Genomic DNA, 13,756 nt, shown 5'->3' on the forward strand with positions numbered 1-13,756 from the left:
GCGCCGGGCCCGGAGAGCGGGTCGGGCCGCCGTCCGACGGACACTTCGTCCCGGTGGGCGGCTTTCAGGTGACGACGCCGGGCACGACGCTCAACTGCTGGTGCGCGCCACTCTCATGACGGACGGTCAGCTCGACCTCCTCGCCGGGTCCGGCCGCTCGCACCGCCCGCAGCAGGTCGGCGGCCGAGTCGATCCGGGTCCCGCCGAAGTTCAGCAGGACGTCACCGCGCACCAGACCGGCCCGGTAGCCCGGCCCGGGGACGTCGACGGCGACGATCCGGGCGCCTGCCCGGTCCGCGTCCATGACCTCCACTCCGAGGGTCGCCCGGGCGGCGGGCGCCTCCGCGGGGGCGGGCGAGGCGGGCGGGGCGGCCGGGCGGGGCGGCGCCGTGGACACGGAGGCCCGCTGGAGTTCCGCGAGCCTGCTCATGCCGATCACGGTCGCGCCGACCGTGCCGAGTCCTACGCCGGTCAGGACGAGGACCGTGCCGACGAGCAGCCCGGTCAGCAGGGTCGCGAGCCGCCGGTGCCTGCGGCGGGCGGCGTGCGGGCGCGGGGTCCGGCCGCCCGGGTCGGTGTCGTCGCCGGGCTCCTGGCCGGGCAGCGGCTTGGGACGCAACGCGGTCTGTTCCATGGATCGCCTCCGGCTGGTGCTCTACCCGGCGCGACGGCGCCCGACCTGCCACGAACGAGTGAGACTGACCCAGGGTCAACGGCGGTAGTCGCGGCCCCGCGGCCCGCTCAGCCCCGGGCGGACAGCGCCGTCACGAGCGCGGCCGCCGCACCCGTCGGCGTACCGGCGTACACGAGTTCGATCCGGTGGACGACCCGGGGTGCGGTGAGCGGGACGGCGACGGCGCCCGGGACGCCGGCGGCCACCGTGCGGGGCAGGACCGCGAGGCCGTGTCCGGCGGCGGCTAGGCCGGTCAGGGCGCGGACGTCGGTGCCGTCGTAGCGCAGGGCGGGCCGGAAGCCGCGGCCGCCGTTCGCGGCGCGCAGCTCCTCCAGCGGCAGGGCGGTGTCGGGGGCGTCCAGCCAGCGCGCGTCGGCGAGGTCGCCGAGCCGCAGTCCGCCGCGCCGGGCCAGCGGGTGGGCCTCGGGCAGCAGGACGCAGACCGGCTCCTCCGCCACGCCGTAGGTGGTCAGCGGGGCCACGTCGGGCAGCCGGAGCGGGTCGCTGGGCGCGGCCAGGCCGTCCACCAGGCCCAGGTCGGCCGTGCCGGCGGCGACGGCGGCGGGCACGGCGGCGCGGGCCGGTACCCGCAGGGTCACCCCGGCGGCCGGGAGGGCGGCCAGGACCCGGGGCGTGAGGGCCGTCGGCGCGGCGGCCAGGGTGAGGCCGAGGTCGGGCGCGGCGGCCAGCCGGACGACGTCGGCGCGGGCCGCTTCCAGGCGCAGCAGCAGGGGTCCCGCGTGTTCGAGGAGCCGCTCGCCGGCCGTCGTGGGCGCGACCGGGCGGCGGGTGAGCAGGGGCGCGCCGAGGTCCTGTTCGAGTGCCGCGATGTGCTGGGAGACGGCGGACTGGGTGTAGCCGAGTTCCCGGGCGGCCTCGGAGAAGGAGGCCAGGCGGGCGACGGTGACGAAGGTGCGCAGGAGGTGCGGGTCCATGCCGCCACCCTCTCATCAGTTCTGCTGATGGAGAGTGCAGTGATCATCGTTGGACGTGAACCGGGGCGCCCGCCCAGGATGAGGTCCATGACTTCCAGCACTGCTCAGATCGCCAAGGTCGCCCTGGTCGGCGACCGCTCCCCGAACGTCGTCTCGCACACCCGTATCCCGCTTCTGCTGGACGCCCTGGCCGAGCGGGACCGGCTGGTCCTGGACACCTACTGGATCCCTTCCGAGGACGCCGAGGCCCCGGACGCGGTGCGCGGCTTCGACGCGGTGTGGGTGGTGCCCGGCAGCCCCTACCGCAGCGAGGCCGGGGTGCTCGCCGCGATCCGCACCGCGCGCGAGGACGGCGTCCCCTTCCTGGGCACCTGCGGCGGCTTCCAGCACGCGCTGCTGGAGTTCGCCCGGAACGTGTGCGGGCTGCCGGACATCGCGCACGCCGAGAACGACCCGGACGCCCCCGACCCGCTGCTGGCCCTGCTGGCCTGTTCGCTCGAAGGCCACGAGGACACGGTGCTCCTCACCCCCGGCTCGCTCGCGCACTCGGTGATCGGCGCGGAGCGCACGGTCGAGCGCTACTCCTGCCGCTACGGCCTCGCCCGCCACTTCGACACCATCACCGCGCACGGGCTGCGCTTCGGCGGGCACGACACCGACGGCCAGGTGCGGATGGCGGAGCTGCCCGGCCATCCCTTCTTCCTGGCGTCCCTGTTCCAGCCGGAGCTGTCCGGCGACGGCTCGCGTCCGCACCCGATGGTCCGGGCGCTGGCGCGAGCCGCGGTGGAGCACGCCGCGCGGACAGAGCGTCAGCCCGTGTGACCCTCGCCGTGGCCGCCGTGCGCCCCGCCGTGGTCGAACTTCAGGGCCTCGGGCGGCATGACGACGAACGGCCGCATCATGCCCATGTCCTCGTGTTCGAGGAGGTGGCAGTGGTACATGAACCGGCCGTACGCCCCGTCGAACTTGCCCATCACGCGCAGCCCTTGCGGGCCGGGCACCTGGAAGACGTCCTTGTGGCCCAGTTCGTTGGGGGCGAGCGGGACCGGGGTGTCCGGGTCGAGCCGCACCGGGGTGCGCGTGCCGCCGAGGGCGAGGTCGAAGCCGGACGCGTCGTAGGCGTCGCGGCCGAGGACCTGGAAGTCGGCCAGGTGGATGTGCATGGGGTGGAGGATCGGCGAGAGGTTGAGGAAGGTCCACTGCTCGTGGGTGCCCTCGCCGATGGTGAAGCCGAGACCGTCGTTGAACGTCCGTGCCGTACGGCGGTACGTCTTCGTACGGCCGTCGGCGCCGGTCACCTGGATGACGCCCTCGGCGGGGACCTGGACGTCGGCCGGGTCCTCGACCTCGGCCATCTCCCAGATCTCCGGGTGGCCGCCGGAGCCCTTGGTGCCGGGCGGGGTGAGCACGATCAGCCGGTGGCCGTGCGGGATGTCGTGGCTCATCCGGCGGAAGGACCCCGAGAGCACCTCGGGCAGCGCGAAGGAGTCCTCCTCGCAGGTCTCGCGGACCCGGAACTCCATCACCTCCGGGTAGCGCACCCCGCCCAGCGGATCGGGCGTTCCGGCCGGCGCGCCCGGCCCCTTGTCGACCAGCCGCAGCCGGCGGCCGCCGAGCGCGCGGAAGTCGACCAGCAGGTCGAAGCGCTCGGCCGGGGCGGCGCTCAGCACCGGCAGGGTGTCGTCGAAGTCGACGGGCACCGGGCGCGGCAGCAGTCCGCCGTCGCTGCCGATCTGGTGGACGACGCCCGTCACCGGCCGGTCGTCCTCGTCGATCAGGACGAGGTTGTAGATGCGCGCGTTGGACGCGTTGACCAGCCGCAGCCGGTACCAGCCGTCGTCGACGTCGGCGTACGGCCAGATCCGGCCGTTGACCGTGGTGTACGGGCCGAAGAACGGGATGGACACCGGCTTGCCGGTCTCGGGGTTGGACTGCTGGACGATCAGCGTCTTGTGCAGGAGCCGTCCGTTGAGCCGGCCGTCCTCGTCGGTGTCGAGGTTGCGGTCGGCGATCAGCAGCGGGATCTCCCGGTCGCCGGAGGGCAGGCCCAGGGCGTCCTCCTCGTCGTCACGGACGAGGTAGGTGCCGTACAGGCCCGCCATCACGTTCCACCGGGTGATGTTCATGGCGTGGTCGTGGTACCACCACTGGGTCGCCTGGTGGTCGTTCGGATACTCGGAGAGCTGGGCGTCGCCGAAGCCGACCGCGTTGTCCGCCCAGCCGTCGTTGCCGCCGCCGGTCTGCGCGCCGTGCAGATGGGTGACGGACCAGGCGGGCAGCGCGGCGACGTCCTTGTTGGGTTCGACGCCGCCGCGCCCCGGTTCGGTGTTCGGTGCCGGGGTGCCCGGCGGACCGAGCGGCACCTCCACGGAGGTGACCGGGTACTCGCTCCCCTTGGGGATGCGGTTGGTCCAGGCGATCCGGACGCGCTGTCCGCGCCGGACCTCGATGGTGGGGCCCGGCACCTGGCCGTCGTAGCCCCACATCAGGGTGGGCGGGAGCTGCGGGTGCAGACGCACCCAGGTGGGGCGCAGGGCGATCTCGGTCTCGCGCGTCACGTCATCCGACGCGGGCCGCAGGACGGGCGGGACGGTCAACGGCGCGGCGAACGGAGTCAGTTCACCGGGCGCCGGCGCCTGCTCCCGCTCCTTCGCCAGGACTTCGTCCGCGAGGACTCCGTCCGCCAAGACGCCGTCGGTCTGGTCGATCCGGTCGTCGCTCTGCTCGATCATGTCGGTCAAGGTCGAACACCCCCGTGTTCTGTCGGTCGTTCCCCTTGCCCCATGAGACGCCCGGCGCCCCTCCCGAGTTCCCCGAATGCCCTATTCCGTATATGAAAGTCCGGAAAGCATCAGGTGTGGGGGCGGAGTGGCCGAAGAGCGGTCCGGGACGAACCCGTGCGCCCGGCTCGCCAGGTAGGCGGACTTGTAACGGTCCACCCGGCGATGCCAGTTGAGGATGCCCGACAGCCAGTTCTGGAGGTCGGCCACATAGGCGTCCATCGCCGTGCGCGCCTCGGCCGGCAGGTCGAAGTCGTCGTACAGGACCGGGAGTTCGTGGGCGACGATGTGCTCGAACTGCTGCATGCGCTGGGTCATCAGGTCGTGGACGACGGCCAGCGCGGCCGGATAGTCACAGCCGAAGAAGTGCTGCACGACGAGGATCGCGTTGTGCATCTCCCCCTCGTACTCGATCTCCTTCTGGTACGAGAACACGTCGTTGGTCAGGCACGCGTAGTCGATGGCCGCGTTCTCCAGGGCCTGGACGGGCCCGGTGCGGTAGATCTCGGGCGGCACGGCCGGGCCCAGGCCCATCCGGCACAGGCTCAGGGTGAGGTCGGAGCCGAAGGTCGCGCGGCGCATCTCCAGATAGTCGACCGGGTCGGGGACGCGGTTCTGGAGCTGGTTGGACAGCTCCCACACCCAGCTCTCGGTCATGGCGTCGACCGCGTCACGCAGGGTGCGCCGCTGGTCCGGGGTCATCGCGGCGGTGGTGACGGCCCACAGGTCGATCAGACCGCGCTCCATGGCGTTGACGGGGACGACGGGCGCCTCCTCGCCGTCCACCGGCATACAGGCCGACAGCCGGGCCGTGGTCAGCCGGGCGGCGGCGAGGTCACGGCGGCCGCCGAACACCAGCGGGTAGTAGTCGTCGCCGTAGGTGCCCCAGGCGAGCCAGCGGGCGCTGAGGTCGAGGGCCTCCGGGGTGGCGTCCGGGTCGAGGCCGGCCGAGCAGAGCGGAAGGTCGTAGGCGGCGAGCTTCTCCTCGTCCCAGACGCCCTCCTCCAGCATGCCCATGGTGTGCATCCAGGCGGTCAGCCGCGGCCGGCACGCCTCCAGGTGCGGGCTCAGCTCGACCTGGTACGGCATGTGGAAGTCGGGCAGCAGCGAGGGGCCGACCTTCTGGAACGGCACGTGCGCGTACGCGCGCAGACGCTCCGCGGCGGCCGAGGCGAGCAGCGCGCCGACGTCGGCGGCGGAGGTGCCGGGGCCGGTCAGCCGCTGCCACGGTGCGGCGGAGACCGCGCCGCCGTTCATGTAGCGGCTGGAGCGCATGTGCCATTCATGGCCGCCGGACTGCCAGTCCTGAAGTCCCTTGGCGTACGCGGCGACCGCGGCCACCTCGTCGGGCCGCAGCCCCTTCTCCAGGGCGACGGCGGGGACTTCGGTGAACGCGGTGTGCTCGAACTGGTGGAGACGGGAGGTGAGGACGTCGTTGACGGTGTCGGCGGCCTCCTGGGTGGTGCAGCCGAAGAACGTCTCCAGGACGAGCACGCCGTTGCTGTTCTCCCCCTCGTCCTCCACCTCGCGCTGGTAGGAGAACAGGTCGTTGCGCAGATGGACGGCGTCGGAGAACGTCTCCATCAGCACCCGCAGCGGCCGCGTCCCGGCGACGGCGGCGGGGACCTCGGCGGTCGCGTACTCCACGAGACCGGCCGACCAGGGGGCGCCGCCCACCTTGCGGCGCATCTCGATGTATTCGACCGGGTTGGCGATCCGTCCCTCGTTGATGTTGGACAGTTCCCACATCGACTCGTTGAGCAGATGCTCCGTCGCGACGGCGAACCGGGCGCGCCAGTCCGGCGACATCGCGGGAATCGTGCGCGCCCACAGGTCCTTCAGGCCCGCCTCGACCGGGTTGAGCGGCTCGGGGACGGGTGTCGACGGGTCCAGCGGCATGAACAGCGGGAGCCGGTCCAGGTGCGCCTTGCCGGCGGCGCGGTCGGGGGTGCGCTTGAACATGTCGAGGAAGTGGTCGTCGAAGAAGAACACCCACACGTACCAGTCGGTGATCAGCGACAGGGCGGGGCCGTCGCAGTCGGGGTGGGTGTAGGCGCAGAGCAGACCGTAGTCGTGCGCGTCGAGATCGGCCTGCTCCCAGATCCCGGACCCCTCCAGCATGCCCATGTCGCGCGCCCACCGCGTCGAGTGCGCGCGCGCCTCCTCGACATGCGGGTTCAGCCGCGCGGGGTGCGGCAGGTAGAAGTGCGGGAGTTCGAACGGCTGCTTCATGGCCGGGCCCTACCCGTGCCCTTCGGCACCCATCCGCACGGCACCACATGATCACACCATCCAGTGAATCGGGCGGGAAGGGGTGCGCGGGGCGGGAGTTCGGGGTGGACCCCCGGGTCCCCCAGGTCCCCTCAGGGGCGCACCTGGACGAGGGCGTGGGTGCCGCCGGTGCGCCAGCGCTGTTCCTCGGCGGCGACCAGGGCGGCCTCGGTCCGGGCGGAGAGGCCGGTGATCACATCGGACTTCAGGGTGCGCAGGGCGGCCACCGGGCCGGGGAAGTACGCGGTGACGTCGGCGAACGGGGTGGTCGGCGGCCAGCGGCGGTCGCCCACCAGACGGCGGTAGTTGAGGTCGCCCTTGACGAGGGTGAGGGCCGCCCCGGCGAACTCGGCGCGCAGGTCCGGCGGGAGGTCCGTGAACGGCAGCGGGGCGGCGGAGAAGGGGTGGGCGCGGACCGTGAGGGTGCCGTCCGCCACGGCCGCCCACAGCCGTCGGCCGTGCTCGGCGGCCGCTCCGGGCGCGGCGGTCAGTCTCCGCAGGGCGTCGACGACGTCGGCGGGCGTGGCGTCGGAGATGTAGTACGGGTACGGCTTGACGTGCAGGACGACCCGTCCGGCCCGGCCGGTCGCGAGGAGGTGCGCGGCGAGGAGGAGGTCGGGGATCAGCTCACGGCCGGCGTTGTCGGCGATCAGACAGACGGTGGGTGCCTTGTCAGCGGGTGGGAGCAGAGCCCACAGCGCCTCGCTGTCGTCGGCGACCAGTGCCGGTACCGCGTCGCGCGCGGCGGCCCCGCTGTCGGAGAGGCGGAAGCCGAGGTCGGCGCGGTTGCCCCAGAGCGAGCCGTGCAGCAGGGCGCGGGCGCGTTCGTCGGCGGGGCGGGTCTCCAGGGCGTCGAGGGCGGCCAGTTCCTCGTCGGTCTCGGGCGCGTCGAGTTCGGCGAGCTTGAAGGGGCGGAAGGGGTCGATGCCCTGCCAGACACCGGGCCCGAAGTAGCCGACGGCGTCGAGGAGTCGGCGGTAGAAGTAGCTCTCGGACCACAGCCACGGCACGTCGAACCAGGACCGGCCCACGTATCCGTCGAGGCCCCACTCCCGCCAGTGGGCGAGGTCGTGCGCCTCGGCGGGGAGCGGTTCGATCACGCCCTTGGTGCAGCTCTCCAGCAGCGCGTCCAGGGCGTGGTGGACGGCGGGGTCGTAGGGGAAGGCGTCCCGCACCTGCCGGATGATCGCCGGGTGGCGCTCGGCCAGGACGCCGTGGGGGAAGGAGCCGGGCTCGTCGCCGAGGATCACGGGCGGCGGGGCGGGGGTGTCGGGCATGCGGCTCACCGTACCGCGCGCCCATCGCCTTCCCGGGTCGTCCTCGCCGCGGCCGTCAGCCGGCCATGATCTCCCGTTCCAGGCGGGCGGCCAGGGTGAGGTAGCGGGGGCGGCGGGGCACCGGGACCAGGCCGCGGATGAGGACGTGCCACATCTCGGCCATCCGGCGGGGCAGCCGGGCGGCGGGTTCGCGGGAGCGGCCGACGACCCGGGTGCCGACGAAGAAACAGACCAGGGAGTGCGCGACGGCGTCCACGTCGACGTCGGGGTGGATGTCGGACTCCTTGACCGCGCCGACCAGCCGACGGCTCATCAGGTCCAGCCATTCGGTGAAGGGATGGCGCAGCGGCGGCTTGACCGCGACTCCCCCGGTGGCGAGGCGGAGCCCCGCGCGGGCGATCGGACCCTCGACCGACAGCCGCGCGAGGCCGAACGTGAGGCGCATCAACGCTTCGAGGGCGGGATAGCCCCGGTCGTCGATGTCCCCGGCGACGCGGCGGGAGGCCTGGGACTGGAGTTCCATGATGGCGTGCGCCAGGTCCTCCTTCGCCGCGAAGTGGAAGTACAGGGCGCCCTTGGTGACATGGGCGTGCTCGACGATGTCACTGAGGCTGGTCGACTCGTAGCCGTGCCGGTCGAACAGATCGGCTGCGGCCGTGATGATCGTCGCGCGGGTCTGTTCGGCGCGTAACTGCCTCGCCATCGAGTGGACTCTCCCGGGGCCGGTAAAGAACGGGTCGTGCCGTTTGTTTCTTACCCCCTGTACACAATAGCTCACGGCGTCGCGGTGCCCACCAGGCACTCGAAAAACGTCGACTCCCCCTGTGTGCCCACGACTTGCAGGCCCGTCGCGTCGTCGCCCTTGATGTCGATCCACAGGGGTTCGTCCAGCTCGGCGTACTGGTGGAAGCGCGCGTGGTACGCCACGGGCGCACGCCCCGCGGGACTGTGCAACCGGGCCGCCTGGCGGGCGGCTTCGAGGAGCAGCATGCCGGGGACATGGTCCAGCGGGTGGTCGAAGAAAACGGGGTGTGCGGTATCTACTCGCAGTCGCCAGCGGTCGGGGCGTCCGGTCGCGGCGAGGACGACGTCGGTGGGCAGGGGGCGTTCGACGGTGGCCGGCGGCAGCCCGGGCGGCACGGGCGGTACGGTCACCGAGTGCGGGGTGCGGCCGCCGCGCAGTCTGCGGTAGACGGACGGGCCGACGCTGGTGAAGGCGACGTCCGCGAAGGCGACTTGGCCGCCGTCGCGCAGGACGCGCGCGGTGTAGCGGGCGGAGGTCAGCCGGCGGCCGCGCAGGGCGACGTCCGTGAACGCGATCTCGATCTCGGGTTCGGCCGGGAGCGCCCCGACGGCCAACCCGCTTGCCTCCGTGTCGACTTGGAACTCCTGGAGGACGAACTGATGATCCAGGGGTACCTCGTACTCGGTATGCGCGAGGAGCGTTCCGGCCTGCCGGACGGACTCGACGACGAGCAGCGGGTCGTAGGCCGTCCAGTCGGGGGACACGTGTAACCCGTGTGCTCGCGGCCACTGCGCGGACACCGTGAAGCGGTCGGCGGCCGTCCGCCGCCAGCCGGTGAGCAGGGTCTCCGCGACGGCCGCACGGTGCACCAGTTGGCGCGGCACGGTTGCGGTCAGCGTCGGAGCGTCGGCAAGCTGCCGTGGTCGAGTCATGTCTCTCCCTACGGGTCCCCACGGTTCCCACGGTCTCCCGAAGGCAACGGCAGACGGCGGACCGTCCGCTCCGGTTGGCGTTAGAGTACGAGGCGACCGGTTTGTTTTCAATGAGATCAGTCGACGGCATCCTATGATCGGGCCGGACCAGTGGACGATCGGTGGGAACGGCCAACTAGGTGCCGTTAAGGGGCTCTTATGGCGAAACAGGAGCGCGCCATCAGGACGCGCAGGGCGATCCTGGAAGCGGCCGGCGCGGTCTTCGACGAGCACGGCTACACGTCCACCACCATCGCCATGGTCCTGGAGCGCGCCGAAGTCACCAAGGGCGCCCTGTACTTCCACTTCCCGTCGAAGGAGTCGCTGGCCCGGGCCGTGCTGGACGAGCAGGTGCCGTTCGGGGCCGTGCCGCCGCAGCCGTGCAAGCTCCAGGAGATCGTCGACATGACGTTCGTGGTGGGCCAACGGCTGCTGGGCAACGCGCTGTTGCGGGGCAGCGTACGGCTGGCGGTGGACCAGGAGACGCCCGCCGGGGTGGATCACGGGGAGCCGTTCCTCCAGTGGGCGCGGCGGTTGACGACCTTGCTCGAAGTGGCCCGTGACCGGGGTGAGTTGCTGCCGACGGTGAAGCCGCCGGAGACGGTGGAACTGCTCGTGGGCGCGTTCACCGGCGTCCAGTTGATGTCGCGGGCGCTGACCGGCCGGGCGGATCTGGGCGACCGTCTCGCGGTGCTGTGGAAGCACATCCTGCCGAGCATCGCCGTGCCCGGCCTGCTGCCGGCCCTGGACGCGCGGGCGGACCGGGGGCTGCGGGTGCTGGCCGCGTCGCCGGAGTGGGCGGAGGAGCACACCAAGGAGCACACCGAGGAACGCGCCGCCTCCTGAGGACACCTCTTGAGGACGCCCCCTGACGACCGCCCCTGAGGGCGCCTCTTCAGGACAGACGTGCGGCGGGCCGGCCGGTGTCCATCCACACCGGCCGGCCCGCCCGTCGTTCACGGTCTAGAAGGTCAGCTTCCAGCCGTTGATCCGGCCCGTGTCCTGCGCGGCGGTGTCCTGGACGCGCAGCTTCCAGGTGCCGTTGGCGGTCTCGGAGGAGGCGTTCACCGTGTACGTGGTGACGACGTCGTCCGCGGAGTCCGAGGAGCTGGCGGACTTCAGCCGGTAGGCGGTGCCGTCGGGGGCGACCAGGTCGATCACCAGGTCACCGCGGTAGGTGTGGGTGATGTCGACACCGACCTGGAGCGCGCTCGGGGCGTTGCCGGTGCGGCCGGTCACGGTGATCGGGGACTCGACGGCGGCGCCCCGGTCCGGGATCGCCACCGCGGTGCTGCTGGAGAAGACGGTGCCGGTCGAGCCGCCGGTGCCGGTCACGGCCGCCACGGTCTTCGCGGCGTCCGCCAGACCCGCACCGCAGCCGCCGGAGCAGGCGCCGGGCAGGGGACGGGCGTTGTTCTTGATCGCGGCCTCGATCTGCGCCGGGGTGAGCGACGGGTTCGCCGACTTCAGCAGCGCGACCAGGCCCGCGATGTGCGGGGTGGCCATGCTGGTGCCCTGGTAGTAGGCGTAGTTCTCGGTGGACGGCGTCTTGGTGCCGGAGTTCAGCGTGGACAGGATGCCGTTGGCGGTGCCGGTGCTGGTCTGGCCGCCGGGGGCCGAGATGTCCACCAGGGAGCCGTAGTTGGAGTAGGACGCCTTGGCGCCGGTGCGGTTGGTCGCGGCGACCGAGATGACGTTGTTGCAGTTGCCGGGCGAGTGGTTCGCGACGTTGTCGCTCTCGTTGCCTGCGGCCACCACGACGGTCGTGCCGCGGTTCACGGCGGCGGTGATCGCGCTCTGGGTCGCCGAGGTGCACGCCCCGTCGCCGCCGAGGCTCATGTTGATGACCTTGGCGACATTGGCGTTGGCGGGGACACCGGAGACGGTGCCGCCGGACGCCCAGGTGATCGCGTCGATGATGTCGGAGTCGTAGCCGCCGCACTTGCCGAGGACCCGGACCGGGGAAATCTTCGCGCCGTACGCGATGCCCGCGACACCCTTGTTGTTGTTCGTGACGGCGGCGATGGTGCCGGCCACATGGGTGCCGTGCCAGGACGAGGAGGCGGCGGGGACGCCGGAGCCGCACTCGTTGGCGTTGTACCAGTCGCCCGGGTCGGCCGGGTTGGCGTCGCGGCCGTCGCCGTCGGCGGAGACGGCGGTGTCGCCGATGAAGTCGTAGCCGGCGACGACGTTCGCGGCCAGGTCGGAGTGGGCGACGTAACCAGTGTCGATGACGGCGACGGTCACACCGGCGCCGGTGGTGGTGGTCCAGGCACCGGGCACGTTCATGCCGGCCGTGGACTCGAAGAGGTCCCACTGCTTGGCGTACTCGGTGTCGTTGGGGTCCGCCTTGGGGGTGTTGAGGCGGTCCGGGACCACATAGGCGACCTGCGGGTCGGCCCGGTAGCGGGCGACGACGTCGGCGACGTCCGCGCCGGTGAGGTTCTCGCCCAGGTCGACGAGGGCGGCGCCGGTGCCGAGCCGGCGGCTGAAGTCGAGGTCCTCGCCGGCCTGTTCGCCCTTGGCGGCGGCGTCGGCCTTCGCGGCGGCGTTCGACGTGGCCTCGGCGGCACCGGACTTGTAGCCGACGATCAGACGCTCGGCCGGGGTGCCGGGCGCGGCCTCGGTCTGTGCCGCGGGAACGGCGGCCGCGGCGGCGGACGAGCCGGGGACGACGGCGTCCTGGGCGGCGGCCGACGCGGTGGACGCGACGGTGAGCAGGGCGGCGGAGAGCGCCGCGGCGGATATCAGCTTCCGCCGGGGAGCGGGTGTGGGGCGCAAGGGCGTGCCTTTCCTGGCCGGCTCCGGGCAGCGCGGAGCGGCGGTCGAGACGCTTCGACGTCGAAGCGGAGGGGGGTGGGGCGCGAGGGCCGGCCAGAACGCGGCAGCGGACTCGTCCAGGGGTTACCTGTGGGTCGGCTGTGGTGGAACGATAGGCAAAGAAAAGGTCACAGGGATACAGGGGAAACCCTCGATCCGGCCGGAAACCCACCCTCCACCTCGGCGACTTGACCGCCGATGCCCCGCTTCGGCCCCTACGGCGGGGGCGCGTACCGGCCCTTCGCCGCGGTGAACGCGCCGGGCCGGATTCCCGTACTGGAGCGGACAGACCGTTCCCGCCGGCCGAGGAGACCTCCCCGATGCCCCGGATGACCGCACACCGCACCGCCGCCCTGGCGGCCGCCGCCGTGACCCCGCTCCTGGTGAACCTGTGGGCCGCGGGTCCCGCCCTGGCGCACGGCGCGCCCACGGATCCGGTGAGCCGGGTGTACGGCTGCTCCCCGGACGGCGCGCAGAACGGCAGCGCGGCCTGCCGGGCCGCCGTCGCCGCGAACGGCTCCCCGTTCACCGCCTGGGACAACCTGCGCGTCCCGAACGTCAACGGCCGGGACCGGCAGACCGTGCCGGACGGCAAGCTGTGCAGCGGCGGGCTGCCCGCCTACAAGGGCCTCGACCTGGCGCGCTCCGACTGGCCGTCGACCAAGGTGACACCGGGCGGGACGCTGCGGATGACGTACGCGTCGACGATCCCGCACACGGGCACGTTCAAGCTGTATCTGACCAAGCAGGGCTACGACCCGTCGCGGCCGCTGACCTGGAGCGACCTCCCCGACCGGCCGTTCGCCGAGATCAAGGACCCCAAGCTGACGAACGGCGCGTACCGGTTCGCCGCGCAGTTGCCGGCCGGCCGGACGGGCCGTCAGGTGCTGTACACGATCTGGCAGAACACCAGCACGCCCGACACGTACTACTCGTGCTCGGACGTGGTGTTCCCGGGCGGCGGCACGGGCGGCGGGGCCGGGGCGCAGCAGGGCGGGACGGCGACGAAGAAGCCGTCGGCGTCCCCTTCGGCCACGCCCACGGCGTCCGCGTCGCCGTCGTCGTCCCCGTCCCCCGTCTCCGCGAGCCCGTCGGCGTCGACCGCGGCGGCGGGGACCGGCGACGGTGCGAAGTCCGCCGCCGACACCGGGCAGGGCGCCCCGGTGGCGAACGCCACCGAGGCGGGTTCCGGACCGTCCACCCGCCTGCTGGCGGGTGGCGCGGCCACGGTGCTGGCGCTCACCGGCGCCACGGCGCTGTTCCTGCGCCTGCGCAGGCGCTGAA

The 13,756-nt window shown here is 72.6% G+C and carries 11 protein-coding genes; 3 read left to right on the forward strand and 8 right to left on the reverse strand.

What is annotated here, in order from left to right; translation table 11 throughout:
• Positions 1-64: 64 nt before the first annotated feature.
• Together G6W55_RS08560 and G6W55_RS08565 are read right to left on the reverse strand one after the other, a co-directional pair.
• On the reverse strand, positions 65-634 hold the full coding sequence (locus G6W55_RS08560; protein ID WP_175520181.1) for a PDZ domain-containing protein: 570 nt from the start codon (positions 632-634) through the stop codon (positions 65-67).
• A gap of 107 nt (positions 635-741) precedes the next feature.
• Complete coding sequence (locus G6W55_RS08565) at positions 742-1,608, reverse strand: LysR family transcriptional regulator (RefSeq protein ID WP_175520182.1); 867 nt, start codon at positions 1,606-1,608, stop codon at positions 742-744.
• Positions 1,609-1,695: 87 nt separating this feature from the next.
• Between G6W55_RS08565 and G6W55_RS08570 the strand changes: the two genes are divergently transcribed.
• Positions 1,696-2,430, forward strand: coding sequence for a hypothetical protein (locus G6W55_RS08570; protein WP_175520183.1), 735 nt, complete (start codon positions 1,696-1,698; stop codon positions 2,428-2,430).
• On the opposite strand, the gene phsA is transcribed toward G6W55_RS08570, so the two are convergent.
• From phsA to G6W55_RS08595, 5 genes are all read right to left on the reverse strand, one after another.
• Positions 2,418-4,340, reverse strand: a complete 1,923-nt coding sequence (gene phsA / locus G6W55_RS08575) for an O-aminophenol oxidase PhsA (protein ID WP_175520184.1) — start codon at positions 4,338-4,340, stop codon at positions 2,418-2,420. The genes G6W55_RS08570 and phsA overlap by 13 nt on opposite strands.
• Positions 4,341-4,430: 90 nt before the next feature.
• A complete protein-coding gene (gene cyc2 / locus G6W55_RS08580) occupies positions 4,431-6,620 on the reverse strand; it encodes a germacradienol/geosmin synthase Cyc2 (protein WP_175520185.1) in 2,190 nt (729 codons plus the stop codon).
• 131 nt (positions 6,621-6,751) lie between these two features.
• Positions 6,752-7,936 carry a damage-control phosphatase ARMT1 family protein gene (locus tag G6W55_RS08585; protein ID WP_175520186.1) on the reverse strand — a complete coding sequence of 395 codons (1,185 nt, stop codon included), beginning with the start codon at positions 7,934-7,936 and terminating at the stop codon, positions 6,752-6,754.
• Between the two features lie 55 nt (positions 7,937-7,991).
• On the reverse strand, positions 7,992-8,639 hold the full coding sequence (locus G6W55_RS08590; RefSeq protein WP_175520187.1) for a ScbR family autoregulator-binding transcription factor: 648 nt from the start codon (positions 8,637-8,639) through the stop codon (positions 7,992-7,994).
• A 71-nt stretch (positions 8,640-8,710) separates the two neighbouring features.
• Positions 8,711-9,613 carry a ScbA/BarX family gamma-butyrolactone biosynthesis protein gene (locus tag G6W55_RS08595; RefSeq protein ID WP_175520188.1) on the reverse strand — a complete coding sequence of 301 codons (903 nt, stop codon included), beginning with the start codon at positions 9,611-9,613 and terminating at the stop codon, positions 8,711-8,713.
• A gap of 198 nt (positions 9,614-9,811) precedes the next feature.
• Between G6W55_RS08595 and G6W55_RS08600 the strand changes: the two genes are divergently transcribed.
• On the forward strand, positions 9,812-10,498 hold the full coding sequence (locus tag G6W55_RS08600; protein WP_175520189.1) for a ScbR family autoregulator-binding transcription factor: 687 nt from the start codon (positions 9,812-9,814) through the stop codon (positions 10,496-10,498).
• Between the two features lie 117 nt (positions 10,499-10,615).
• Here the strand turns inward: G6W55_RS08600 and G6W55_RS08605 are convergent, their stop codons facing one another.
• Positions 10,616-12,433 carry a S8 family serine peptidase gene (locus G6W55_RS08605; protein ID WP_175520190.1) on the reverse strand — a complete coding sequence of 606 codons (1,818 nt, stop codon included), beginning with the start codon at positions 12,431-12,433 and terminating at the stop codon, positions 10,616-10,618.
• Positions 12,434-12,792: 359 nt separating this feature from the next.
• On the opposite strand from G6W55_RS08605, the gene G6W55_RS08610 reads away from it, so the two are divergent.
• On the forward strand, positions 12,793-13,755 hold the full coding sequence (locus tag G6W55_RS08610; RefSeq protein ID WP_175520191.1) for a lytic polysaccharide monooxygenase: 963 nt from the start codon (positions 12,793-12,795) through the stop codon (positions 13,753-13,755).
• Position 13,756: the final 1 nt, after the last annotated feature.

Source organism: Streptomyces sp. CAI-85, assembly GCF_013363615.1.
GTDB lineage: Bacteria > Actinomycetota > Actinomycetes > Streptomycetales > Streptomycetaceae > Streptomyces > Streptomyces antibioticus_B.

Excerpts from the sequence above, each read along its gene's own strand:
- G6W55_RS08560 (WP_175520181.1), bottom strand. The coding sequence starts at position 634 with ATGGAACAGACCGCGTTGCGTCCCAAGCCGCTGCCCGGCCAGGAGCCC.
- G6W55_RS08595 (WP_175520188.1), bottom strand. The coding sequence starts at position 9,613 with ATGACTCGACCACGGCAGCTTGCCGACGCTCCGACGCTGACCGCAACC.
- cyc2 (WP_175520185.1), bottom strand. The coding sequence starts at position 6,620 with ATGAAGCAGCCGTTCGAACTCCCGCACTTCTACCTGCCGCACCCCGCG.
- G6W55_RS08590 (WP_175520187.1), bottom strand. The coding sequence starts at position 8,639 with ATGGCGAGGCAGTTACGCGCCGAACAGACCCGCGCGACGATCATCACG.
- G6W55_RS08570 (WP_175520183.1), top strand. The coding sequence starts at position 1,696 with ATGACTTCCAGCACTGCTCAGATCGCCAAGGTCGCCCTGGTCGGCGAC.
- phsA (WP_175520184.1), bottom strand. The coding sequence starts at position 4,340 with ATGATCGAGCAGAGCGACGACCGGATCGACCAGACCGACGGCGTCTTG.
- G6W55_RS08565 (WP_175520182.1), bottom strand. The coding sequence starts at position 1,608 with ATGGACCCGCACCTCCTGCGCACCTTCGTCACCGTCGCCCGCCTGGCC.
- G6W55_RS08585 (WP_175520186.1), bottom strand. The coding sequence starts at position 7,936 with ATGCCCGACACCCCCGCCCCGCCGCCCGTGATCCTCGGCGACGAGCCC.
- G6W55_RS08600 (WP_175520189.1), top strand. The coding sequence starts at position 9,812 with ATGGCGAAACAGGAGCGCGCCATCAGGACGCGCAGGGCGATCCTGGAA.
- G6W55_RS08610 (WP_175520191.1), top strand. The coding sequence starts at position 12,793 with ATGCCCCGGATGACCGCACACCGCACCGCCGCCCTGGCGGCCGCCGCC.